This is a genomic window from Pseudomonas saliphila (assembly GCF_008638345.1).
In the GTDB taxonomy this organism is placed as follows: Bacteria; Pseudomonadota; Gammaproteobacteria; order Pseudomonadales; family Pseudomonadaceae; genus Halopseudomonas; species Halopseudomonas saliphila.
The window spans coordinates 54,205-77,804 of record NZ_VTVA01000009.1 but is presented as its reverse complement, the minus strand read 5'-3'; the positions used below and the strand labels follow the sequence as shown (position 1 = coordinate 77,804).

General features: G+C 59.2%; 21 protein-coding genes. 10 read left to right on the top strand and 11 right to left on the bottom strand.

Annotation, left to right across the window (positions count from 1 at the left end; translation table 11 throughout):
* Positions 1-165: 165 nt before the first annotated feature.
* From FHK95_RS11585 to FHK95_RS11555, 7 genes are all read right to left on the bottom strand, one after another.
* Positions 166-990 (bottom strand): ABC transporter permease subunit, encoded by an 825-nt coding sequence (locus FHK95_RS11585; protein ID WP_150304788.1) that lies wholly within the window; start codon positions 988-990, stop codon positions 166-168.
* Entirely contained in the window at positions 987-1,892 is a 906-nt protein-coding gene (locus FHK95_RS11580) for an ABC transporter permease subunit (protein ID WP_150304787.1), read from the bottom strand. The genes FHK95_RS11585 and FHK95_RS11580 overlap by 4 nt, the downstream gene beginning before the upstream one ends.
* Positions 1,889-3,025 carry an ABC transporter ATP-binding protein gene (locus FHK95_RS11575; protein WP_150304786.1) on the bottom strand — a complete coding sequence of 379 codons (1,137 nt, stop codon included), beginning with the start codon at positions 3,023-3,025 and terminating at the stop codon, positions 1,889-1,891. Before FHK95_RS11575 ends, FHK95_RS11580 begins: the two co-directional genes overlap by 4 nt.
* A gap of 90 nt (positions 3,026-3,115) precedes the next feature.
* Complete coding sequence (locus FHK95_RS11570; RefSeq protein ID WP_178114778.1) at positions 3,116-4,207, bottom strand: polyamine ABC transporter substrate-binding protein; 1,092 nt, start codon at positions 4,205-4,207, stop codon at positions 3,116-3,118.
* 226 nt (positions 4,208-4,433) lie between these two features.
* Complete coding sequence (locus FHK95_RS11565; protein WP_150304784.1) at positions 4,434-5,807, bottom strand: aspartate aminotransferase family protein; 1,374 nt, start codon at positions 5,805-5,807, stop codon at positions 4,434-4,436.
* A gap of 85 nt (positions 5,808-5,892) precedes the next feature.
* Positions 5,893-7,239, bottom strand: a complete 1,347-nt coding sequence (locus FHK95_RS11560; RefSeq protein WP_150304783.1) for a glutamine synthetase family protein — start codon at positions 7,237-7,239, stop codon at positions 5,893-5,895.
* Positions 7,240-7,246: 7 nt separating this feature from the next.
* Entirely contained in the window at positions 7,247-8,008 is a 762-nt protein-coding gene (locus FHK95_RS11555; RefSeq protein ID WP_150304782.1) for a gamma-glutamyl-gamma-aminobutyrate hydrolase family protein, read from the bottom strand.
* Positions 8,009-8,275: 267 nt separating this feature from the next.
* Between FHK95_RS11555 and FHK95_RS11550 the strand changes: the two genes are divergently transcribed.
* Both FHK95_RS11550 and FHK95_RS11545 read left to right on the top strand, forming a co-directional pair.
* Positions 8,276-9,688, top strand: coding sequence for a glutamine synthetase family protein (locus FHK95_RS11550; RefSeq protein ID WP_150304781.1), 1,413 nt, complete (start codon positions 8,276-8,278; stop codon positions 9,686-9,688).
* Between the two features lie 94 nt (positions 9,689-9,782).
* Positions 9,783-10,592 carry a M90 family metallopeptidase gene (locus tag FHK95_RS11545; RefSeq protein ID WP_206668570.1) on the top strand — a complete coding sequence of 270 codons (810 nt, stop codon included), beginning with the start codon at positions 9,783-9,785 and terminating at the stop codon, positions 10,590-10,592.
* A gap of 85 nt (positions 10,593-10,677) precedes the next feature.
* On the opposite strand, the gene FHK95_RS11540 is transcribed toward FHK95_RS11545, so the two are convergent.
* Both FHK95_RS11540 and FHK95_RS11535 read right to left on the bottom strand, forming a co-directional pair.
* On the bottom strand, positions 10,678-11,352 hold the full coding sequence (locus tag FHK95_RS11540) for a DUF2931 family protein (protein WP_150304780.1): 675 nt from the start codon (positions 11,350-11,352) through the stop codon (positions 10,678-10,680).
* Positions 11,349-13,283, bottom strand: a complete 1,935-nt coding sequence (locus FHK95_RS11535; protein ID WP_150304779.1) for a PAAR domain-containing protein — start codon at positions 13,281-13,283, stop codon at positions 11,349-11,351. Before FHK95_RS11535 ends, FHK95_RS11540 begins: the two co-directional genes overlap by 4 nt.
* A gap of 237 nt (positions 13,284-13,520) precedes the next feature.
* Between FHK95_RS11535 and aguB the strand changes: the two genes are divergently transcribed.
* Both aguB and aguA read left to right on the top strand, forming a co-directional pair.
* A complete protein-coding gene (gene aguB, locus FHK95_RS11530; RefSeq protein WP_150304778.1) occupies positions 13,521-14,399 on the top strand; it encodes an N-carbamoylputrescine amidase in 879 nt (292 codons plus the stop codon).
* 6 nt (positions 14,400-14,405) lie between these two features.
* Positions 14,406-15,503, top strand: coding sequence for an agmatine deiminase (gene aguA, locus FHK95_RS11525; RefSeq protein WP_150304777.1), 1,098 nt, complete (start codon positions 14,406-14,408; stop codon positions 15,501-15,503).
* A 13-nt stretch (positions 15,504-15,516) separates the two neighbouring features.
* Here the strand turns inward: aguA and FHK95_RS11520 are convergent, their stop codons facing one another.
* Entirely contained in the window at positions 15,517-15,735 is a 219-nt protein-coding gene (locus FHK95_RS11520) for a hypothetical protein (protein ID WP_150304776.1), read from the bottom strand.
* A gap of 37 nt (positions 15,736-15,772) precedes the next feature.
* Positions 15,773-17,167 (bottom strand): argininosuccinate lyase, encoded by a 1,395-nt coding sequence (gene argH / locus FHK95_RS11515; RefSeq protein ID WP_150304775.1) that lies wholly within the window; start codon positions 17,165-17,167, stop codon positions 15,773-15,775.
* A gap of 106 nt (positions 17,168-17,273) precedes the next feature.
* Between argH and FHK95_RS11510 the strand changes: the two genes are divergently transcribed.
* From FHK95_RS11510 to FHK95_RS11485, 6 genes are all read left to right on the top strand, one after another.
* The gene (locus FHK95_RS11510; RefSeq protein ID WP_235906768.1) at positions 17,274-18,356 is read left to right on the top strand and encodes a sensor histidine kinase; all 1,083 of its coding nucleotides are present in this window, start codon (positions 17,274-17,276) and stop codon (positions 18,354-18,356) included.
* Between the two features lie 3 nt (positions 18,357-18,359).
* The gene (locus tag FHK95_RS11505; RefSeq protein WP_150304773.1) at positions 18,360-19,109 is read left to right on the top strand and encodes a LytR/AlgR family response regulator transcription factor; all 750 of its coding nucleotides are present in this window, start codon (positions 18,360-18,362) and stop codon (positions 19,107-19,109) included.
* A gap of 72 nt (positions 19,110-19,181) precedes the next feature.
* On the top strand, positions 19,182-20,120 hold the full coding sequence (hemC, locus tag FHK95_RS11500; protein ID WP_150304772.1) for a hydroxymethylbilane synthase: 939 nt from the start codon (positions 19,182-19,184) through the stop codon (positions 20,118-20,120).
* Positions 20,117-20,878, top strand: a complete 762-nt coding sequence (locus tag FHK95_RS11495; RefSeq protein WP_150304771.1) for a uroporphyrinogen-III synthase — start codon at positions 20,117-20,119, stop codon at positions 20,876-20,878. The genes hemC and FHK95_RS11495 overlap by 4 nt, the downstream gene beginning before the upstream one ends.
* A gap of 11 nt (positions 20,879-20,889) precedes the next feature.
* On the top strand, positions 20,890-22,353 hold the full coding sequence (locus FHK95_RS11490) for a uroporphyrinogen-III C-methyltransferase (RefSeq protein WP_178114768.1): 1,464 nt from the start codon (positions 20,890-20,892) through the stop codon (positions 22,351-22,353).
* Positions 22,346-23,596, top strand: coding sequence for a heme biosynthesis HemY N-terminal domain-containing protein (locus FHK95_RS11485; RefSeq protein ID WP_178114767.1), 1,251 nt, complete (start codon positions 22,346-22,348; stop codon positions 23,594-23,596). Before FHK95_RS11490 ends, FHK95_RS11485 begins: the two co-directional genes overlap by 8 nt.
* Positions 23,597-23,600 lie beyond the last annotated feature (4 nt).

Here is a 23,600-nt window from a genome sequence, read left to right as displayed (position 1 = left end):
TGGCAACTGCTCACACTTTGCAGTCCTCTCAGGTGTGGAAGCTTCGACAGGGTTGAAAGCGGCGGCAGCGGAGTTCGATGGTTGCTGGCGGCGCAAAGGCATAGCCGTACCGTGAGTCTGGTTCTCTGCGGCATGGCGCAACAGAGAACCAGACGTTCGTAAGACTCAGGAAGCCGCGTTCGTGGGGCGGGCTCGCCGGTCGGCGCTGCGTACGATCAGCCAGGCCAGCAGGGTGCACAGCGCGACAGCCAGCAGGATGACGCTGGCGATAGCATTGATTTCAGGTTTGACGCCCAGGCGCACCGACGAGAAGACTTCCATCGGCAGCGTGGTGGCGCCCGGGCCTGACACGAAGCTGGCGAGCACCAGGTCGTCCAGCGACAGGCTGAACGCCAGCAGCCAGCCAGCGGCAATCGACGGGGCGATCATGGGCACGGTGATCTGCAGAAAAGTCTTCCATGGCGGGCAGCCAAGATCCAGAGCGGCTTCCTCGATGGACTGGTCGATTTCCCCGAGTCGGCTGCTGACAACGATGGCCACGTAGGAGGTGGCAAAGGTGGTATGGGCGATCCAGATGGTGATCATGCCACGCTCGGCTGGCCAACCGACGGCCTGCGCCATGGCCACGAACAGTAGCAGCAATGAGAGACCGGTAATCACCTCAGGCATGACCAGCGGCGCGGTAACCAGACCTGAGAAAAGCGTCCGGCCACGGAAGCGTTTGATGCGCGTCATGGCGAAGGCAGCCAATGTGCCCAGCGCCACAGCTGCGGTGGCGGTGAAGAAGGCAATCTGCAGGCTGCGCTTGACCGCGCTCATCAGCGTGGTGTTATCCAGCAGGCCGATATACCAATGCACCGACCAGCCGCCCCAGACCGTCACCAGCCGTGAAGCGTTGAACGAATAAATGACCAGGATGATCATCGGCAGATAAATGAATGCCAGGCCCAGCCAGAGCATGAGAGTGGAGAACGCCGGACGCCGGTTCATGCGTTTCGCTCCATGGCCCGTGACTGGTTGTAGTGAAACAGAATGATCGGAATCAGCAACAGTGCGAGCATGACGATGGCCAGCGCGGAGGCTACCGGCCAGTCACGGTTATTGAAGAATTCCTGCCAGAGTACCCGGCCGATCATCAGCGTCTCCGGTCCGCCCAGCAGCTCAGGAACCACAAACTCGCCGACCACCGGGATGAACACCAGCATGGAGCCGGCAATGATGCCGCTTTTCGATAGCGGGACGGTGATCTTCCAGAACGCCTTGATCTTGCCGGCGCCCAGATCCATGGCCGCCTCCAGCAGGGTATCGTCATGCTTAACCAGATTGGCGTACAGCGGCAGGATCATGAAGGGTAGATAGGCATAGACAACGCCGATATACACCGCGGTATCGGTGTTGAGTATCTGTAACGGCGTGTCAATCAGACCGATCCACATCAACGCGGAGTTGAGCAGGCCGTTGGTGCTTAGAATGCCCATCCAGGCGTAGACGCGAATCAGTATGGCGGTCCAGGTGGGCATCATGATCAGCAGAAGATAGATCAGCTGCTTGTCACGCGGCGCGCGGCTGATCGCGTAGGCCATGGGATAGCCCAACAGCAGACAGACGAGCGTTGAAATCAGCGCGATCTTCAGCGAGCCGAGGTAGGCCGCGTAATAGAGCGTGTCCTCGCTGAGAAAAATGTAATTGCCGAGGTTGATGGCAATGCTCAGCGACTGTTCGGCGTATTCCAGTAGCGGCTGATAGGGCGGAATGGAGATGGCCGCTTCAGAGAAGCTGATCTTCAGCACAATGGCAAAGGGCGCCAGGAAAAACAGAAACAGCCACAGGTAGGGCGCGCTGATTACCCAAAAGCGTCCGCTCGGCATAAGGCGAGATGTCAGCTTGCTCATGAGGGCAGGATTACTCCGCTGTCGTTTTCCCAGCTTATGTAGACCTTGTCGTCCCAGGTCATGCGCGGCATGCGGCGTTCGGAGTTGGCGAAAAACGCCTGCACGATAAGGCCGCTGTCGAGCTTGATGTAGTACACCGAGTGCCCGCCGAGGTAGGCGATGTCATGCACTTCGCCATGCGCCCAGTTGTATTCCTGGTCGGGTTTGTCAGGGCTGACCCAGACCTTCTCCGGACGCAGGGCGAAGATGGTATGCCGGTCTTCTGCGCGTGTGCTGATGCCGTGTCCGATATAGATGGGGCGGTCCAGTTGCGGGCATTCGATAATGGCGTGGTCTTCCAGGTCGACCACCAGTTCGCCCTCGAAGATATTCACGCTGCCAACAAACTCCGCCACATGACGATTGGCCGGACTTTCGTAAATATCCATGGGTGTGCCGACCTGAGCGATCCATCCCTGGTGCATGATGGCGATGCGTTGGGCCATGGTCATGGCTTCTTCCTGATCATGGGTCACCATGATGCAGGTCACGCCGACGCGTTCGATGATCTCGACCAGCTCAAGCTGCATTTGCGAGCGCAGCTTCTTGTCCAGCGCGCCCATGGGTTCATCGAGCAGTAGTAACTTGGGGCTTTTTGCCAGGGAACGGGCCAGGGCCACGCGCTGGCGCTGGCCACCGGAGAGCTGGTGTGGCTTGCGTCGAGCGAATTCACTCATGCGAACCAGCTTGAGCATTTCCGCCACCCGCGCGCTGATGTCAGCCTTCGACATTTTGTCCTGTTTGAGACCGAAGGCGATATTCTGCTCGACCGTCATGTGCGGAAACAGTGCATAGGACTGGAACATCATGTTGATCGGTCGCTGGTACGGCGGTAGATCGGTGATGTCCTGGCCGTCGAGGAGCACTCGGCCTTCGCTGGGCCGCTCGAAGCCCGCAAGCACACGTAGCAAGGTGGATTTGCCGGAGCCGGACCCGCCGAGCAGGGCAAAAATCTCGCCCCGGTTGACCGTCAGGCTGACATCGTCAACCGCCAGGGCATCGTCGAAGCGCTTGCTGATCCGCTCAATCTTGACGAATTCGTCAGGCTTGGCCTTGGCCATCGCCTGCTTCATGGCTCCTGCAGCGCCAACCATAGTGTTCTCCGTGCTCGGTATTCAATGAAGGGGCGCAGCGAGCTGTTGAGGTGACGTAAGGCTACGACGCCTCAACAGGTCCTGTGGTGCTCAGCGGCCGGATTTAATCCGGTTCCAGGAGCGGGTAACGATACGCTGCGCCGCTAGCGGCCGCGGCTCGGCAACATAGAGTTTGCTCATGACTTCTTCGGTCGGATAGATCGCCGGATCGTTGAGGATTTCGGGATCGACCAGCTCGTTGGCGGCCTTGTTCGGATTGGCATAGGCAACGTAGTCAGTGATCGGCGCAACCACCTCGGGGCGCAGGACGTAATTGATAAAGGCGTGGGCGTTGTCAGGATTGGGCGCATCCTTCGGGATCGCCATCATGTCAAACCACAGCTGTGTGCCTTCCTTGGGGATGGTGTAGGCGATCTCGACGTTGTTTTCCGCTTCCTCGGCGCGGGCAGCCGCCTGGAAGATGTCACCGGAGAAGCCGACTGCCACGCAGATGTTGCCATTGGCAAGGTCGCTGATATAACGCGAGGAATGGAAGTAACGCACCGATTCGCGCACGCTCAACAACAACTCTTCGGCCTTTTTCAGGTCAGCCGAGTCGGTGCTGTTCGGATCCAGCCCCAGATAGCCGAGCGCCGAAGTGATCATGTCGTCGCCGGAATCCAGCATGGTGATACCGCAGCTGGCCAGCTTGCTGGCGACCTCGGGCTTGAACACCAAATCCCAGGAATCGGTCGGCGCATCGTCACCCAGCGCGGCCTTTACCTTCTCGACGTTGTAGCCGATGCCATTAGTACCCCACATGTAGGGAATGGAGTGCTTGCTGCCCGGATCGATGCTTTCTACCTGCTTCATCAACTGGGGGTCAAGGTTCTTCATGTTCGGCAGCTTGTCGTGGTCCAGCTCCATGTAGACGCCGGCAGCGATATGCTTGCTGAGGAAGTGATTGGAGGGCACCACCAGGTCAAACCCGGAGCGGCCGGTCAACAGGCGTGCATCGAGCACTTCATTCGAGTCGTAGACGTCGTAGGTCACATCGATGCCGGTTTCCTTCTCGAAATTGGCAATGGTGTCCTCAGCGATATAGTCAGACCAGTTGAAGATCTTCAGTTGTCCGTCCGCCTGCGCAGTCGCAGCGCCGCCAAACAGGGCAGCCGTAGCCAGGGCCAGAAACGTTTTTTGCATCGGGTTTTTCATAGCGCCTCCTGTGCAGGCTCCAGCCACAGTATGTTGCCTGCCTTGTTATAAGCCGGACACGCGTCCGACCTCGATTATCAATTCCTTTCCTACGGTGTCGGTATCAAACCGAACCGGCAATGAGCAGCTTAGCCGTTCTTTGCCTTTTTTCCGTGCAGCGCCGGGCTGAGGATTCTATGCGACGCGCCTGTATTCCGATACTCGTATGCGTGTGTCAGACCCCTAATTGCTCTGCGGTCAGGTCCAGGCACAGCCGGATCTTGGCAACCAGCTCATCAATCTCGGCAATACTGATCACCAGTGGTGGCGACATGATCATGGTATCGCCTACCGCCCGCATCACCAGGCCATTACTGACACAGATGTCGCGGCACAGCGAGCCGGTGCTGCCTTTTTCGGCAAAGCGCTCGCGGGTTGCCTTGTTCTTCACCAGCTCGATCGCACCGAGCAACCCTACGCCGCGCACTTCACCCACCAGCCGGTGATCGGCCAGCTCGGCAATTTTCTTCTGCAAATAGGGTGCCGCTTCGTTTTTCACGTAATCGACGATCTTCTCGTCGCGCAAGATGCGCAGGTTCTCCAGCGCCACTGCAGCAGCCACCGGATGGCCGGAATAGGTGTAGCCGTGGAAGAACTCGCCGCCTTCGTCAATCAGGGTACGCGCGACCCGGTCGCCAACGATCACGCCGCCCATGGGCAGGTAGCCTGAGGTCATGCCCTTGGCAATCGGCATCAGGTCAGGCTGCAGGTCGAAATACTGGCTACCGAACCATTCGCCGGTGCGGCCGAAGCCGCAGATGACTTCGTCGACAACCAGTAAAATGTCGTGTTCGGAGAGAATGCGCTTGATCTCCGGCCAGTAGGTGGCCGGTGGAACAATCACGCCGCCGGCGCCCTGAATGGGTTCGGCAATGAAAGCCGCGACCTTGTCTTCGCCCAGCTCGCGAATCTTCTCCTCCAGCTGCCGCGCCGCCCAGATGCCGAATTCGTCTGGCGTCATGTCGCCGCCTTCTTCGAACCAGTAGGGCTGCGCGATATGCACAATTCCGGGGATCGGCAGATCACCCTGGGCATGCATCGGCGCCATGCCGCCCAGGCTCGCAGCGGCGACGGTGGAGCCGTGATAACCATTGATCCGGCCTATGATGGTCTTCTTGCCGGGCTTGCCCTTGAGGTCCCAGTAACGGCGCACCATGCGCAGCACGGTATCGTTGGCTTCCGAGCCTGAACCAGTGAAGAACACGTGGTTCATGTGCGGCGGCGCGAGTTCGGCGATCGCCGCGGCAAGCTTTACCGCGGGCGGATTGGCGCACTGGAAGAAGCTGTTGTAGTAGGGCAGCTCGATCATCTGTTTGAAGGCGGCTTCGGCCAGCTCCCGGCGGCCGTAACCGATATTGACGCACCACAGGCCAGCCATGGCGTCCAGTATCTGACGCCCCTCGCTGTCCCATAGATAGACACCCTCGGCGCGCTCGATAATCCGCGTGCCGCGCTCTCCCAGATCCTTGTGATCGGTAAAGGGGTGCAAGTAATGCGCGGTGTCCAGCGCCTGAAGTTGCGCGGTGGTGTAAGTGCTCTCAGAGCTCATGCAAAATCCTCTACTGCGTGCTGGCGCGGCCCTGATCTGGGGAGTCCGCGCGATATCATGGTGGTGGCTGCAGCGGTTGATTTCATCAGACACTCAATAGCAGAAACTCACGTTCCCAGGAGCTGATGACCCGCTTGTAGTTCTCATGCTCCACGCGTTTGACCGATACGTAACCACGGCAGAATTTCTCACCCAGTACCTCGGATATTTCCGTGCATTGCTCCATGCGTTCCAGCGCGGCCTCGAGCGAAAAGGGCAGACGCAGATTGCGTCGCTCGTAGGCGCGGCCCTTGACCGGCGCGGACGGCTCCATCTTGCCAATCATGCCCAGATAGCCGCACAGCAAGCTGCCGGCGATAGCGATATAGGGGTTGGCGTCCGCGCCTGGAAGGCGGTTCTCGACGCGCCGGTTCTGCGGATCCGAGTCAGGTACGCGCAGCCCGGCAGTTCGGTTTTCTTCACCCCATTCGACGTTAACCGGCGCGGAGGTATCGGGCAGGAAGCGGCGGAAGGAATTCACGTTAGGCGCAAACAACGGCAGCACTTCGGGTATGTACCGTTGCAGGCCGCCGATGTGATACAGGAACAGCTTGCTCATCGAGCCGTCAGCATTGGAAAACACGTTCTTGCCGGTTTTCAGGTCAAGAATGCTTTGGTGCAAATGCATCGCGCTGCCGGGTTCGTTGGTGATCGGCTTGGCCATGAAGGTGGCCGTAATATCGTGCTTGAGCGCCGCCTCACGCATGGTGCGCTTGAATACCAGTATCTGATCAGCCAGGTGCAGCGGGTCGCCATGACGGAAGTTGATTTCCATCTGCGCGGTGCCTTCTTCATGGATCAATGTATCCAGATCCAGCCCCTGGGCTTCGCACCAGTCGTACATGTCCTCGAACAGCGGATCGAACTCGTTGGCCGCATCAATGGAGAATGACTGGCGGCCCGTTTCCTGGCGGCCGGAACGGCCGATTGGCGGTTGCAGCGGCAGGTCCGGATCCTCGTTGCGCTTGGTCAGATAGAACTCCATCTCCGGCGCCACAATAGGCTGCCAGCCTTTCTCTTCGTACAGTTTCAGCACTTTTTTCAGCACGTTACGCGGCGCCATCTCGATCGGTACGCCTTTCTTGTCGTAGCAATCGTGGATGATCTGCGCGGTCGGCTCGATGGCCCAGGGCACCAGATAGATAGCGGTGTGATCCGGCTTGCAGATCATGTCGATATCGGCGGGATCCAGCAGGTCGTAATAGATCTCGTCCTCGACGTAGTCGCCGGTAACCGATTGCAACAGAATGCTTTCGGGCAGACGCATGCCCTTTTCCGAAATGAACTTGAGTGTCGGTGCGATCTTTCCACGGGCAATGCCGGTCAGGTCGCTGACCATGCATTCGACTTCGGTGATCTTGCGTTCCTTCAACCAGCTTTCGATGTGATCCATAAAATCCTCAGAGTTGCCGGGCAGCGTAGGCCCGGCAGGCGTCGCCAAACGCATTGAATATAGCGGAGTAGAAAGGGTTTTCGGTTACTTTCCATTCCGGATGCCATTGCACACCCAGCGCGAAGCCGGGCGCGTCAATGACAGAGAAGCCTTCGATCAGGCCATCGGGTGCGAATGCTTCAGGCCGCAGCCCGGGCGCCAGATCCTTCACGCCCTGTGTATGCAGGGAGTTGACCTGAGCCGTGCTGCAGCCGGAGATTCGATGAAGCAGGCCCCCCGGCTCGATGCGCACGTCATGTGCCGGAGCATATTGCATGTCCACCGGCTGGCTTTTGTCCTCGCGGTGTTCAATATAGCCCGTCACCTCATGAAGGCGCGGATGCAGGGTGCCGCCGAAGGCGACGTTCATTTCCTGGAAGCCCCGACACAGGCCGAGCACTGGTACGCCACGTTCAATCGCAGCCCTCAGCAGAGGCAGTGTCGTTTCGTCGCGCTGCGGATCATGATGGGTACCCTCGGCACTCGGAGCACCCTTATAATGATGCGGCTCAACGTTGGACGGCGAGCCGGTAAACAGCAGGCCATGAAAGGTGTCCAGCAATTGGCTGGTATCAATGCGACTACCGAGTGCGGGTATCAGCAGGGGCAGGCCGTCGGCTCCATTGACTACCGCGAGGATGTACTTCTCTCCGGCGATATGGAATGGATGCAGCCCCGTCTTGTCTGTACAACAGGAAATACCGATAAGAGGTTTGTGCTGAGGCGACATGGTTAGGCTCTGAGCTGGTGGCCGTGTGCGGATTGTTGTTCAATTTTTCATACAATAGCAACAAAAGTAGCCGGTACAAAAGCCCTCTCAGCACCTTTGTTCGTTACCCGAAACACCCCGTCCAGCCCGCATAAATAGCGGGGAAAACAGGGTGTCACGCCCTGATTACAAGGCCCTGGCTCGCTTGACTCGATCTGGCCTTTCGGATTTACTCTGACCCTATAACCACTGTGGTTGATATATTTTACAAACAACAGGTGACAACCCATGCAACCCCAACCCGGAGCGGATACTTTGGTGCCGATAACTGAAACGGTAACCAGTATCCAGGAAGCTGAGGCATTTCTTGCCGAGCATCCGGAAGTCCACTTTATTGATCTGCTGATTGCCGATATGAATGGCATCGTCCGCGGCAAGCGTATTGATCGCTCTGCTCTGATGAAAGCCTTTGAAAGAGGCATCGCGTTACCCGCCTCTGTATTCGCCCTGAACATCCAAGGCACGACCGTCGAGGAAACCGGACTCGGACTGGAGATGGGCGATGCCGACCGCATCTGTCTGCCGATCCCCGGCACGCTGTATATGGAACCCTGGCAGAAGCGCCCGACCGCCCAGCTGCTGATGACCATGTATGAGCTGGACCGCAAGACGCCGTTTTTCGCAGACCCGCGTTATGTGCTGCAGCGCATCGTCAAGCGTTTCAGCGAGCTGGGCCTGAAGCCGGTTTCGGCCTTCGAGCTGGAGTTCTATCTGATCGATCAGGAGAACATTACCGGTCGGCCGCAGCCGCCGCGCTCGCCCATGTCTGGCAAGCGGCCGAATTCGGTACAGGTTTATTCCATGGATGACCTGGACGAGTACGCCGAATTCCTGCAGGACGTCATCGAAGCTGCCCATGAACAGGGCATCCCCGCTGACGCCATTGTGGCCGAATCCGCACCGGGCCAGTTCGAGGTCAATCTGCACCACGTCGACGATCCAGTGGTGGCCTGTGATTACAACGTTCTGCTCAAGCGCGTGATCAAGAACGTTGCCTATGACCATGAGATGGACACCACTTTCATGGCCAAGCCGTATTACGATCAGGCCGGCAACGGCATGCACGTGCACGTCAGCCTTATCGACGAGGATGGTGTGAATATCTTTGCGTCGAACCCCGATGGCAGCCTCAGCGACAGGCTGCGCTGGTCAATTGGTGGCCTGCTGCAAACGCTGCCGGAGTACATGGCGTTCCTGTGCCCCAACGTGAACTCCTACCGACGTTTCAGCCCCAGCTTCTTCGTGCCCTGCGCGCCGACCTGGGGTGTCGACAACCGTACCGTAGCGGTACGCGTTCCCGGCGGCGATCCGGAGAACATGCGTATTGAACATCGTCTGGCTGGCGCTGATGCCAACCCGTATCTGCTGATGGCAGCACTGTTATCGGCGATCCACTACGGCATCACCAACAAGATCGAGCCGCCGCCGATGACCGAAGGCAACGCCTACGATCAGCACGAGGCCTCGTTGCCAACCAACCTGCGCGACGCGTTGCGCTTGCTGGAGCACTCCAAGGTCATGCAGGAATACATCGGCGAGGAGTATCTGGATGTGTTCGTGTTGTGCAAGGAAAGCGAGCAGGAGGAGTTCGAGCGGACTATCTCAGACCTTGAATACATGTGGTACTTGCACACCGTCTGAGCGCTGAACATCGCGACCTGAATCCCGCCTCCGTGGCGGGATTTTTGTATGCGCGTGCTATGGTCTCTGCGATAAAGGCCGGACGGTTGAAACCTTGATTATCAAAGACATGGCATTGGCGCAGCGCCCACCACCAGGCGTGTGGCGACGGTTGAGCCAGTGGCGCGAGGACCGAAAGCTCAGGCTTCTGGATATCTCCGCCAACCTCTGGCACGAAGCGCTCGGGGACTGGTCCGTATACCGCCGTTATTCGGAATCGGAACGTAACTGGTTGCGTGAAACGGCGCTGCGACTGCTCCTGCGCAAACATCTGGTAGGGGTGGGTGGAGTAGAAATCAGTGACGTCATGCGTCTTCGGATCGCAGGCATGGCTGCGGTACCGGTTCTGGGGCTGGGTCTGGAGTGGTACGACGGCTGGCAGACCCTGATCCTCTACGACGGCCCGTTCGTGGCCGATCACAGTTGGCAGGATGAATTTGGCATCGTTCATCAAGAGACCAGCGCGCGTAGCGGTGAAGCCTGGCAACGCGGGCCGGTCGTGCTGTCTCTACAGGATGTGTTGGCCGCCGGCCGACACCAGGGTTACAACGTGGTTATTCATGAGCTGGCGCATACCCTCGACATGCGCAGCGCCTCCGCTAATGGCGCGCCACCGCTGCATGCCGATATGGACGCTGCAGCCTGGAAGTGCGACCTGTCCGCCGCCTGGAATGACCTGGCGCACCGTGCCGAACTCGGCCAGCGGTTGCCCATAGACAGCTACGCACTGGAAGACCCCGCCGAATTCTTTGCTGTGCTCTCCGAAACCTTCTTCGAGTCACCGCGCTCACTGCAATCTGCCTGGCCGGCGGTGTATGGCCATCTGGTCGCGTTTTATCGTCAGAACCCGTTGGAGCTGACTTAGCAGAATCTTTTCGCCGTTCGGCTGCAGACGTTGATCAGCGATGGCTTGCCGAGCACCAGCTGGTTGGTGATATGGCGCTTGTGATTTACCAGCTGCCGAACGGGATTTCATGAGTATCAACGTAATCTTTCGCTATGGGCGAAAGGGGTCGGTGTCGTCCGTTTGATGTGCCATCATAGGGGCCCTCCGGGTGGATTGAACCCGTGAATCGGCCAAGTTCTAGAGGCTCAAGACAATCACCGCTCAACCATGCCTTGGCAATGCCTCCGGGAGCCAGGCCGATAGTTATGATTTTCCTGTAATCCTGAATGTGCTTGCCATCAAAGCGGCAGAAAGCGGTGTAGGGGGTGAGCATCTCCTGTCGATTTTCTTCAGAGATAGGAATTGCTACGCGGTAGGTTTGCGGTTCGGCTAATGATTGCCAGCGTACAAAGACGATTTCTGGTAGATCGATGCCGGTCATAGGGCGGGTTGCTCCGGCTCCTGGTCTGGCTGGCCAACCCTTTGGATTGCCACGATTACCCGGAGGGTTCTGAATGGCCGAAACGCCCCCGTGCACTCGGAAATAGGCCAACCCGCGCTGATCCAGCACATCCACGCTTTCGGCCCAGACCTCCATATAATTGGGTGCTAACAAGCCTATCTCCCAGGTCCGGTATGGCAGCTCAGGTGCTGGCGGCCGCAGAGGGTTGGGTGCGGGTTTACTGGCGCAGGCGGTCAAACTGATCAGGAGCCCAACTACAATCAGGATCTTCCTCATGCCGGGTAGCCCCTCTGTGGCCGGTCTGGATAGACGGCCCGCTTGTTCTGCTTTCTTGGCTTATTCACCAGTAACCCGCTGACAGGGGTCCAATTGGCAGAGCAGTGAATATATTTGCTGTGCAACAGTTGCTTTTCTAAGTCATTCAAAAGCACGTTTTCACTTGCGATTACTGAAGCCATCACCTTGTTGGCTATATGCTGCAAGTCGCTGGGTATAGTCATTCGTTGGTCGTCGTCATCAATAGCACCCAGCGGTGCGTTGTTCTGCGTGGCTTTCGCATGCATTACCCGCAACGCAATTCTTGATAATTCTCCATGTACTGGTCTATCAAGGCCTAACGCCAGAAGCATATTTTCTGATCCCTGGCTGTTACGGCCATTTCCAGGCACTGGCAAACGAACATTCAGAGGAATCAGTTCACCTTCTCCAGGCAATCCTCTCTCTAGAAGCTGACGCTCTTCTTCTGCGCGAGCCCGCCACTCTCTAGATCGTTCAAGCCTCGCCTTGTCGATGCTTTGCATTGAATAATAGGCATCGCGAAAAAGACGGGGCCTGCCGATCAAGATACGTTCCCGAATTAGAAGTGGGTAGCCACCACCGAGATTAGAATGCACGCCGGGCAGTGCCAATTCCTCATGCGCGTCATTCACGCGGTTAAGGCTGAAATTGTGGCGATGTTCATCGGCTGCAGTCAGATGCACTACTTTTCGGGCGCAACCGGGTGGCAAATAAAGGTTCACTCCGGGGTTACGGCTGTCCCCCACGCTTATATTGCCGCGCAGTGGATCGGCGATGGCTGCTACCGTATCGAAAAGACCGATGAAATTAATGCAGGCGTGGGTCGGCCAGCCGAACTCGGGAGCCAGGGCTGGTAAGTCATGATTCAGATGGGCGGCGAGTACTCCGCCATTGGGTTTAAGCACTTCGTTTGCGAAATGCCGTGCCGCGGCGGCGCCACGGCTGAATCCGAAAATATCGAACTCGATCTTCTCAATCAGGAGATTCGGGTTGCCATTGACTAATCTACGCAACGTTCCGGTCACCAAAGAAGGGCTTTCCGCAACCCGAGCGACTATGCCCGTCTTGCCTTTCCCAGAGGCTAATCCCCAAGTGGAATCCTCACTGCCGCCCTTGGTGCCAATTCCATCGATATAGACCTTCAGGTTTGCCTGTACGGCGGTTGGCTCCACCACCGCATCGCTCTGGTCCTCATACAGGTCATACAACAGCGCCACATTGCTCTGCTCGTTCCCGTAACTGCTACCGGGTAACTGGTCGAAGCGACCGTCACCAGTGGTGTCACGGTAGTCATAAGTCTCGCAGAGCTGGCGGATATGGCTCAGCGTCTGTTCGTCGAATTCCTGCAGATCCTGGCGTCGGCACTCTGCGGTGAGCGCCGCGTTGCCAAGGTTGTTGCCGGTGCCGTCGAAAAACATGCCCACGCGTAAGGTGATGCGCTGCTGCACGGGAAGCTCGCGTTCTTCCGCCTCTTCTTCCTCATCCCGAGAGTAGGGTACGCCGTCGATGAGCGTGTCTTCTCTGAGTGGCCCGGCGGTGTCGTTCAGGTCCGGGGCGAGCAGGCTGGCAGCACCCGCAGCGGCCAATGGAGCGGAGGTTGCGTCGCTCACGCCGGTAGCGGTTGTCGTAGTGACATTGCCCCCTATGATCACGGTGCCGGAGCCGCCAATTACCACGTCGCCATGACTGCCGGTACTGCCCAGCACCACAGCCGGACGCCCGTTGATTAACACTGAGGGAATCACTGCCCCTTCGATGGCACTTCCGCAGGCCGTCTGATCGCCTTGGCGGGCGGCGGGCTGGCCGTCGAAGAGTACATCTGTCGAGCCGGTGACAATGGCATTGCTGCCGTGACCGTCTTTTGGGCACTGGGTGGGGTCGCCCATCCGGGCGGCGGGTTTGCCTGACATGCCAAGCTCCTTTTGGCGGGTATTACTGCAGAAGGCTAGACCCTAGGGACATTGCTGGAAGTGAACAATCCGTTTGACGTCTGGGTGTGACGCGGTGCCCAGCATTTCCCGGGTAACGAGCGCTTGCGGCGTCTGCGCCAAGCAGCCGGACAATCGCCAATGGCGCGTCCGATCGCTCGGTCCTGGCTAGCCCGATGAGTTATGCTTTGTTCATTCAGTCATTTGCCGGAGAAAGCCATGTCCCGCCTTGTTACCGTCGCCGCTACCCAGATGAGCTGCAGTTGGGATCGCCAGGACAATATTGCCAAGGCAGAGCGCCTGGTTCGTGAGGCCGCATCCAAGGGCGCGCAGATTATTCTGATTCAGGAATTGTTCGAGACGCCCTATTTTTGCCAGAAACCCAATCCGGAATACCTGCAACTTGCGACAGAAGTCGACCAGAATCCTGCGATCGCGCATTTCCAGGCACTGGCGAAGGAGCTGGAAGTGGTGCTGCCGATCAGCTTTTTCGAGCTGGCTGGTCGCGCGCGTTTCAATAGCATCGCGATCATTGATGCGGACGGTCGCAATCTGGGCGTGTACCGCAAGAGCCACATTCCTGATGGTCCCGGCTATCACGAGAAGTATTACTTCAATCCCGGTGATACCGGCTTCAAGGTGTGGAAGACCCGCTATGCCACTATTGGTGTGGGGATCTGCTGGGATCAGTGGTTCCCCGAAACGGCCCGCAGCATGGCGCTGATGGGCGCGGAAATTCTGTTTTACCCGACCGCGATCGGCAGCGAGCCACATGATCCGACCATCAGCTCGCGCGATCATTGGCAGCGCGTGCAGCAGGGTCACGCTGGCGCCAACCTGATGCCGCTGGTCGCCAGCAACCGCATCGGGCTGGAAGAACAGGACGGCTACGACATTACCTTCTATGGCTCGTCCTTCATTGCCGATCAGTTTGGCGCGAAGGTCCAGGAAGCCAACGAGACGGACGAAGCGGTGCTGGTGCAGCAGTTCGATCTGGACCAGCTGGAGCATGTCCGCAGCGCCTGGGGTGTATACCGCGACCGCCGCCCGAATCTGTACGGGCCCATCAAGTCGCTGGATGGTTCACTGGAGTCCTGATCGCTTATGTACAGTTTGCACAGCACGCCGCGTCACGATGGCTTTCACATGCCCGCCGAATGGGCGCCCCATGCACAGACCTGGATGGTCTGGCCGGAGCGCACCGACAATTGGCGTATGGGTGCGAAGCCGGCGCAGGCTGCCTTTGCCGAGGTGGCACGGGCTATCGCCAGTTTCGAGCCGGTTACCGTTTGTGTGTCCGCGGCGCAGTATGAAAATGCCAGTCTGCAGCTGGATCATCCCGGTATCCGCGTGATCGAAATCAGCTCGGATGACGCCTGGGTGCGTGATACCGGTCCGACCTTTGTCATTAACGGGCAGGGTGGTTTACGCGGCGTCGATTGGACGTTCAACGCCTGGGGCGGCTTTAACGGCGGGCTGTACTGGCCTTGGCAGCGCGATGATCAGGTGGCGGACAAGATCCTCGGCCTGGAGCGCTGCCCGCGTTACCGCACTGAGGGCTTTGTGCTGGAGGGCGGCGCGATTCACGTGGACGGTGAAGGAACGGTACTGACCACCGAGGAATGCCTGCTGAATTCCAACCGCAATCCCGAGCTGGCGCGTCAGGAAATTGAGCTCATGCTGGCGGATTATCTGAATATCGAAAAGGTCATCTGGTTGCCCTATGGCCTGTTCAATGACGAGACCGACGGCCACATCGACAACTTCTGCTGCTTTATACGCCCCGGCGAGGTGCTGTTGGCCTGGACTGACGATGAGGATGATCCGAACTATCAGCGCTGCCACGCGGCGCTTAAAGTGTTGCAAGCCAGCCGTGATGCGCAGGGCAGAGACCTGGTCGTGCACCGCATGCCGATTCCCGGTCCGCTATATGCGACCGCTGAGGAATGTGTCGGCGTTGATCGGGTAACGGGTACGCAGCCGCGCGATCCGTCCATTCGCCTGGCCGGATCCTACGTTAATTTTCTGATCGTGAACGATGGGATAGTGGTCCCCGGTTTCGATGAGCCCGAGGATCAGGCCGCACTGGACATTCTGCAGGAGCTGTTTCCGGAGCGGCGGGTGGTGATGGTGCCCGGGCGGGAAATTCTGCTTGGCGGTGGTAATGTGCATTGCATCACCCAGCAGCAACCGGCGCGTTAGCGCCAGTTGTTTTTCAGGGCTCGGATTTCGTGCCAGGAGCCTTGGAGCCGCTTGTATCGCTTTTTTTACTGGCGGCTTTCGCTTCCTGCTCTTCAGCTTCAGCCAGCTCATCCAGTTGACAGATAGTGCAGGCACCATCATCCGGATGGCTACTTTCAACGTAACGTACGCGCCGGCTGGCTGAGCCCCGGTCGGCGCTGACGCGATAACGTGGTCGGTCCTGTTCTGACATGACACATCCTCCAGGGGCTGTATGGTCTTGAGACAGGTTAGCGGCCAATCAATTCCCGGCCACGTTGAACTGCTGCCAATACCTGAGCCGGTGCGGTGCCGCCGATATGATCGCGGGCATTCACCGAGCCTTCCAGTGTCAACACCTCGAACACGTCCTGTTCGATCTGGTCACTGAACTGGCGCAGCTCGTCCAGACTCATCTCGGCCAGATCCTTTTTGTTGTCCACGCCGTACTTCACGGCATGCCCGACAATCTCGTGGCAATCGCGGAAGGGCAGACCGCGGCGAACCAGATAGTCAGCCAGATCGGTGGCCGTGGAGAAGCCACGTAGCGCCGCTTCGCGCATAACGTCTGCCTTGGGCTCGATCGCAGGAATCATGTCGGCGAAGGCGCGCAGGCTGTCACGCAGAGTGTCCACTGCGTCGAACAGCGGCTCCTTGTCTTCCTGATTGTCCTTGTTATATGCCAGCGGCTGACTTTTCATCAGCGTCAGCAAACTCATCAGGTGGCCGTACACCCGTCCAGTCTTGCCGCGCACCAGTTCGGGCACGTCGGGGTTCTTCTTCTGCGGCATGATCGAGGAGCCGGTGCAAAAGCGGTCCGGCAGGTCGATGAAGTTGAACTGCGAGCTGGTCCACAGCACCAGTTCCTCGGAGAAGCGCGACAGGTGCATCATCGCCACGCTCGCCGCAGCGCAGAATTCAATCGCGAAATCGCGATCAGACACGCCGTCCAGCGAATTACCGGAAACGGCGTCAAAGCCCAACAGCTCGCAGGTGACGCTGCGGTCGATCGGATAGGTGGTGCCAGCCAAAGCCGCGCTGCCCAGAGGCATGCGGTTGACGCGCTTGCGGCAATCGAGCAGGCGCTCGCTGTCGCGCACCAGCATCTCGTACCAGGCCAGCAAATGATGGCCAAAGGTGACCGGCTGGGCAGTCTGCAGATGGGTAAAGCCCGGCATGATGACCGCTGAATGCTTTTCTGCCTGATCAAGCAGGCCGGTCTGCAGACGTTTGAGTTCCCCGAGAATCGAGTCGATCTCATCGCGCAGCCAGAGACGGATGTCAGTGGCAACCTGGTCGTTGCGTGAACGGCCAGTGTGCAGTTTCTTGCCGGTGGTGCCGATACGGGCCGTCAGTCTGGCCTCGATGTTCATGTGCACGTCTTCAAGCTCGACGCTCCAGGCGAATTCACCGGCCTCGATTTCGCTGCGGATCGCCTCAAGACCCTCGATGATGGTGTCGCGCTCGGCATCGGTGAGCACGCCAACGCGGGCGAGCATGGTAGCGTGGGCAATGGAGCCCTGAATGTCGTGCTTGTAGAGGCGCTTGTCGAAATCCACCGAAGCGGTGAAACGGGCCACGAAGGCGTCGACCGGTTCGCTGAAACGGCCACCCCAGGATTGGTTGGTAGTCTGATCTTGGCTCATGTGTCGGATCGATCCGCTGACAATTTGAAGACGCATAGCATACCATCACAGGCTTGGACGATGCCGGTCGGCTGATGGTTGTTGGTTGCTAATGGAGACGCGCCAAATGAAGAATGGAATCTGGTCGTTGCTGAAAAAGCCCCACGGGGGGGATGATTTCTTCCTTCCGGACCTTTGTTCATCGATGGCGGTCTTCACCCTGGTGGTACTGGCCGAATTGGTGGTGATGCTCTGGGTGCTGGCGCAACCGGGGGTGGGCGGGTTCGACTGGTTGCAGCTGGCCATGGCGTCGCTGTTCGTGCAGTGGATCGTGCTGCTGTCCGCTGCGCTGCTGTGTCGGCTGCGGCCCTGGATGCAACGACGCCCGTTGTGGCTGGCGATTGCTGCCTGCTACGCAGTGGTGATTGGTCTGACTTTGCTGTTCACTGTGCTGGCCGAATGGGTATTGCAGCACGGCATGACCGGTGCGCCACCCCTGCGTGTCGATCTGCTGCTTCGCCACGGTCTGATTGCCCTGATCATGACCAGCCTGCTGTTGCGTTATTTCTATCTGCATCAGCAGCGGCAATTGCAGGTGCAGGCGGAATTGCAGGCGCGCCTGCAGTCCTTGCAGTCGCGCATTCGGCCGCACTTTCTGTTCAACAGCCTCAACAGCATTGTCAGCCTGATCGGTAGTCAGCCGCAGCAGGCGGAGAATGCCGTGCTGGACCTCGCTGACCTGTTCCGTGCCAACCTTTCCGAGGCCGAGGGTGTCGCCACCTGGGCGCAGGAAAAGCGTCTGTGTGAAGGGTATCTGCGCATCGAAAAGTACCGCCTGGGGCCGCGCCTGGCGGTGCATTGGCGCACCGACTCGCTGCCGCTGGACACGCCGATGCCATTACTAACACTGCAACCGTTACTGGAAAATGCCATCCTGCACGGGTTATCGCCCCGTCTGGAGGGCGGTGACATCAGTATTTATGCGGCCTATGTCAATGGTCGGGTTGAACTGGAAGTCTCCAATAGTTGTCCAGAGGTACTAGATAGCCACCAGGGGGCGCGCATGGCACTACAGAATATAAGAGCACGTCTCGCTGCACTCTTTGGTCCTCAGTCCCAAGTCGAGATCTGGCGAGACGGTCCGCGCTTCTTCAGCAAGCTGGTCTATCCTTGTATTAACCAAACGCCAACTCACCAGAGAAGTCATTAAGGCATGAAAGTACTTATCGCCGATGATGAACCCCTAGCCCGCGAGCGTCTGGCCAGATTGGTCGCTGCGCTGCCGGAGTACAGTGTGGTGCCCGAGATGGCCGCCAATGGACAGGAGGCGCTGAAGCTCATCGCAGAGCATCACCCGGATATTGCGCTGCTCGATATCCGGATGCCTGGACTGGATGGGCTGCAAACGGCGGCGAAACTGTGCGAGCTCAGCGATCCGCCAGCTGTGGTGTTCTGTACGGCCCACGGTGAGTACGCGCTGGATGCATTCGCGGTCAGTGCCGTCGGCTATCTGCTCAAACCAGTGCGCAGCGAGGATCTGGCCAATGCCCTGGCCAAGGCGCAAAAGCCCAACCGGCTGCAGCTGGCCAACCTGGGCAAGGCTGCCGTGACTGACGCGACCCATCAGGCGCGCAGTCATATCAGTGCGCGCACGCGCCGCGGTGTGGAGCTGGTGCCCATCGAAGACGTGCTGTATTTCATTGCCGATCACAAATACGTAACCCTGCGGCACCTCGAGGGCGAGGTATTGCTGGATGAGCCCTTGAAGTCCCTTGAGGACGAGTTCGGCGACTACTTTGTGCGCATCCACCGCAACGCACTGGTCGCGCGCAATCGTATCGAGCGGCTGCAGCGCAGTGCCATGGGCCACTTCCATCTTCAATTGAAAGGTTTGCCGGACGAAACCCTTACCGTGAGCCGGCGACATGTGCCGGGCGTGCGCAAATTGATGGAGCAGCTGTGACGCGGATCCCTTCTGCATGGATGCCCGTACAGCCATGGCGTATCATGCAGGCTGGCATTGAAAGAGAATCCCATGAGTCGACAACTGCGAATCGCCACCCGCAAGAGCGCACTGGCCCTGTGGCAGGCCGAATACGTCAAGGCACGTCTTGAAGCAATACATCCCGGACTGAGCGTATCGCTGGTTCCCATGGTGAGTCGCGGCGACAAACTGCTGGACTCGCCGCTGGCCAAGATTGGCGGCAAGGGCCTGTTCGTCAAGGAGCTCGAAGCGGCGCTGACTGCGAACGAAGCCGATCTTGCCGTCCATTCCATGAAAGACGTTCCTATGCAGTTCCCCCAGGGGCTGGGCCTGTACGTCATCTGTGAGCGTGAAGATCCCCGCGACGCCTTTGTTTCCAACCATCATGAGAGCGTCGACAGCCTGCCGCATGGCAGCATCGTCGGCACCTCCAGTCTGCGCCGCCAGGCACAGCTGATGGCGCGGCGTCCGGATCTGAAGGTAAATTTCCTGCGCGGTAACGTGAATACCCGTCTGGCCAAGCTGGATGCCGGTGATTATGACGCCATTATCCTTGCCGCTGCAGGTCTGATGCGGCTGGGCTTCCACGATCGCATCCGGTATGCCATGCCGCCGGAAGAGAGCCTGCCAGCAGGTGGTCAGGGCGCGGTGGGTATCGAATGCCGTACCGATGATACCGAGCTGCACGCGCTGCTGGCACCGCTCAACGACGAAGACAGCGCACTGCGGGTGCGTGCTGAGCGCGCGCTGAACAGCCGCTTGAACGGCGGCTGTCAGGTCCCGATCGCCTGTTATGCAGAGCGTCAGAACGGCGAGATCTGGTTGCGAGGCATGGTCGGTGATCCGGATGGCACGCAGCTGCTGACCGCTGAGGCTCGCGGCCCGGAGGGTACGCCGGAAGAACTGGGCATAGCCGTCGCGGAAGATCTGCTGTCCCAGGGCGCCCAGGCCATTCTTGATGCGGTCTATCTGGGGGCTGCGCCGGAGTGAGCGCAGCGGTGCTGTTGACCCGCTCGGACGCTGACAATCAGCGTCTGGCGAGCAAACTTGCACGCTTTGGTATTCCTGCGCTGAGCGTGCCTTTGCTGCGTATCGACGCGCTGGACGAGACACCGGATCAGCAGCGACTGATGCTCGACATCGACCGCTATCAGGCGGTGATGGTGGTGAGTCCGGTCGCGGCCCGTCTGGGTCTGGAACGGCTCGATGCCTGCTGGCCGCAGCTGCCGGAAGGGATCGAATGGTTCGCTGTCGGTGAGACCACTGCCAGCGTCCTGCGCGCCTATGGTATGCCGGTGCATACTCCCGAAGCAGGTCAGGACAGCGAAGCCTTGCTGCGTCTGCCCATCTGGAATGAATTGCTGGCCCGCCCGGGACTCAAAGTACTTGTCTGGCGCGGCGTCGGCGGCCGTGAACATTTGGCCGATCATGTCCGGGCAGCGGGCGGACAAGTGGATTATCTTGAATTGTATCGACGCGAGTCGCCGGACGGCTTGGCCGCGGCGCTTGCTTCTGCCGAGCAGGCTGGCGCACGAGGCATCGTGTTGACGAGCGGGCAAGGACTTGAACATTGGTACACGGCGGCGGGCGAGCATTGGCGTGAGCAGAGCACCTGGCGTTGCTGGGTGCCGAGCCAACGCGTTGCCGACCGGGCACAAACACTTGGCTGCAACGACATCATAGTATGCGACGGCGCGGACGATTCCGCAGTATTGGCGGCAGTAGCCGCTCATCCGCTGACGCGATAAGGGGAACAAGCGTGGAACCGACAGGACCTAACAAGAACGACCGGAGCGATGAAGCCGGGACAAAAAAACCACAGGTGTCGGAAACAACGATTGCCGGCAAACCCGAGCAGGCTGCAACCGGAACCAGTTCACCCCCGGTATCCGCTCCGAGCAACTCGCCAGCGTCTTCAGCGGTATCCGAACCCCCTGTCACGGCGGCCGCGAAGACAGAGTCTGTCAAAACAGACCCTGTCAAAACAGACCCTGTTAAAACAGATCCTGTTAACGCCGCACCTGCCAAGGACGATGCCTCCAAAGCGGAAAAAACCGCCGCAGCCAAACCCGCAGAGCCAAGCGTCAAGGCCAAGGACGGTGGCGCGGGTAAGCCGCCGCCGGTCAAACCCCGGGATACCTCAACGTCTGGCTCCGGTGGCGGTCGCGGTCTCTCCGCGCTGGCGTTGCTGGTCGCTTTGAGTGCGCTCGGGCTGAGTGGCTGGCAGTGGTATCAGGATCGAGCAGAGCCGGATATGTCCGCGACCCTGGACTCACGGTTCGATGAGCTCGCCGCCGATCAGGAGCAGTCGCTCCGACAGCTGCGCGAGCAAACGCAAAAGCAGTTGCAGGATGTGCCATCCAGCGCTGAGGTTGACGAAACGCGGCGTCTGGCGGCTGATCTGCAGCGCAGCCAGCAGGCCCTGTCCCAGCAGCTAGAGGAGATGCAGGGCGATGCCGACGCCAATTGGAAGCTGGATGAAGCGGAATACATGTTGCGGTTGGCATCGCTGCGGCTGCTCGCGGCGCAGGACGTCAAGTCCGCCGGTGAGCTGTTGCAGCTGGTAGACCGGATTCTCCGCGAGCAGCCTGACAGCGGCGTTTTTGCTGTGCGTGAAGAGCTCGCGCGATTCCAGGCGCAGCTGGAAAACCTGCCCGAGATTGACCGCCCAGGCATCTACCTGCGTCTGGCAGCGCTGCATGATCGCGTCAATGAGATTGTCGCGCTGCCGGTTCGGGAGTTCAGCCCTGAGGAGGCAGCCGCTGAGCAGGATTCAATCAACGGGGAGAGCCGGTTTGACCGTGTGATGGCGCGCCTTGAGCGGTATGTGCGGGTTGATTTCCAGCGCGGCAAGGTCATCACACCTCAGCTTACTGCCGCCGAGATGAACCGGGTCCGGCGCACACTTCAACTGGCTATCGAGCAAGCGCAATGGGCTGCACTTCGTGGCGAAGCCGAGATCTTCCAGTCCAGTCTTGAACAGGCCGATTCGGTGCTGGAGCGCTTCTTCGAGCTGGATAATCCGGAAGTCAGCACACTGCGAGAGCAGCTCGCAGCGGTTGCCGAACAGGATGTAGCGCTGACACCGCCGGATGTCGCGCCCGTGCAGCAAGCCCTGGCGAGTTATATGGATAGCCGCCGGAGTCAGTCCAACGGTGAGCGCGGCGGCAATGGCGGCAATGGCGAGCGTGGCGATAGCGCCGGGGAGAGCGGCAATGAGTAAGAGCTACATTGCCATTCTGGTCGTTCTGCTGGTGGCCGCCGTGCTGGGCATGGCGGTTGCCGAAGATCCCGGCTATCTGCTGATCGCCTGGCGCAACCTGTCGATTGAAACCAGTGTCTGGGTAGGTGTCGCGTTCATCGTGGGACTCTGGTTACTCGTTGCGTTGTTGCGCTCCGTATTCCGGCTGCTGAGCGCCTCTGGCAGGCGGATCAATCCCTGGTCGCGACAGAATCGGCATCGCCGAGCCGGCGTGGTGACCACCCGTGGTCTGCTTGAGTTCGCTGAGGGGCATTGGGCCAATTCACTGCGTTTGCTCAAACGTTCCGCACCCCACGCCGAGCAGCCGCTGATCAATTACCTCGCTGCCGCCCGCGCCGCCAATGAGCTGGAAGACTTTACCGAATGTGACAACCTACTGCGCGAAGCGCATGAGACAACGCCCCAGGCGGACGTCGCCATTGCCGTGACTCAAGCCCAGCTGCAAATGGCGCGCGGACAGTTGGAGCAGGCATTGGCTACCCTGACGCGCGTGCGCAAGGACCATCCGCGTCATCTCTATGCGCTCAAATTGATGAGCCAGCTGTATGCCCGGCTCGAGGACTGGGAGCGCCTGCAGCAGCTGCTACCCGAGTTGCGCAAGCACGAGGTGTTGCGTCCTGAAGAGCTGAAGCTGCTTGAATACCGCGTCTATACCGAATTGCTCACCCAGGCAGGTCTGCGTGGCATTCACTATGAGCCGGGCAAGGACAACCCGCTCAACGAAATCTGGAATCAGATGCCCAAGCCGCTGCGCCAGGATCCGAGGCTGGTGGAGGTCTACGCCTTGCAGCTGCACGCCATCGGTAACGGTGTTCAGGCGGAAGAGATTCTGCGCGCTGCGCTGAAGCACGCCTTCAGCGATCGTCTGGTACACCACTATGGTCTGGTGGCTGGGAAAGATCCGGCGCGCCAGCTGGCGACGGCTGAGCAGTGGCTGAACGAACATCCGCACGATGCCACGCTATTGCTTGCGCTGGGCCGGCTGGCGCTGCGCAATAACCTGTGGGGCAAGGCGAGAACCTACCTCGAGGCAAGTTTCGCCAGCAAGCCGGATATCCAGACCTGTGCAGAACTGGTGCGTCTACTCGAGCATATGGGCGATGACGCAGCTAGCCGGCTGGCCCAGCGCAAGGGTTTTGGTTTGATGATGCATGATTTGCCAGCGCTGCCCTTGCCGCGCCTGGGCACCAGCACTGCGGACTAGGCAG